Source organism: Pseudoalteromonas sp. ABE4_541, assembly GCF_056312285.1.
Map to the genome: position 1 here is coordinate 1 of NZ_JBSVEM010000052.1, position 584 is coordinate 584.

The following is a 584-nucleotide window of genomic DNA, read 5'->3' on the forward strand; positions in this document are numbered from 1 at the left end:
AACGACACCCTGACGGGCTTTACGACCGATGATACGCTACGCGGTTTAGCTGGTGATGATAAGCTCAACGGAAGTAGTGGCAACGACACACTACATGGCGGCCTCGGTAATGACACGCTATCCGGCGGACAAGGCAATGACACCTATCATTGGGGCAAAGGTCAAGGTAATGACACCATTCATGAGTATGACCGCTATGACGCGCGCAATGACTCCCATGTTGACACCTTAATCCTAGACGACAGTATATCGGTAGAAGACATGAAGTGGTCTCGTAACGGAAGTGACTTGGTACTCACCCTTGTCTCAACAGGCGAAACCTTAACATTAACCAGTTATTATGGGGGCTCCCAAGCTTATAAAATCGAACGTATCGAAATGGCCGATGGCACGGCGCTCGATTTGACTCAGATCGAATTTGCAGTCACACAACTGACAGGGACCGATGATAACGACACCCTGACGGGCTTTACGACCGATGATACGCTACGCGGTTTAGCTGGTGATGATAAGCTCAACGGAAGTAGTGGCAACGACACACTACATGGCGGCCTCGGTAATGACACGCTATCCGGCGGACAAGG

At 50.7% G+C, this 584-nt stretch carries 1 protein-coding gene; it reads left to right on the forward strand.

What is annotated here, in order from left to right:
* The coding region (locus ACW689_RS21430) for a calcium-binding protein (protein WP_476294446.1) at positions 1-584 on the forward strand (584 nt) is incomplete at both ends.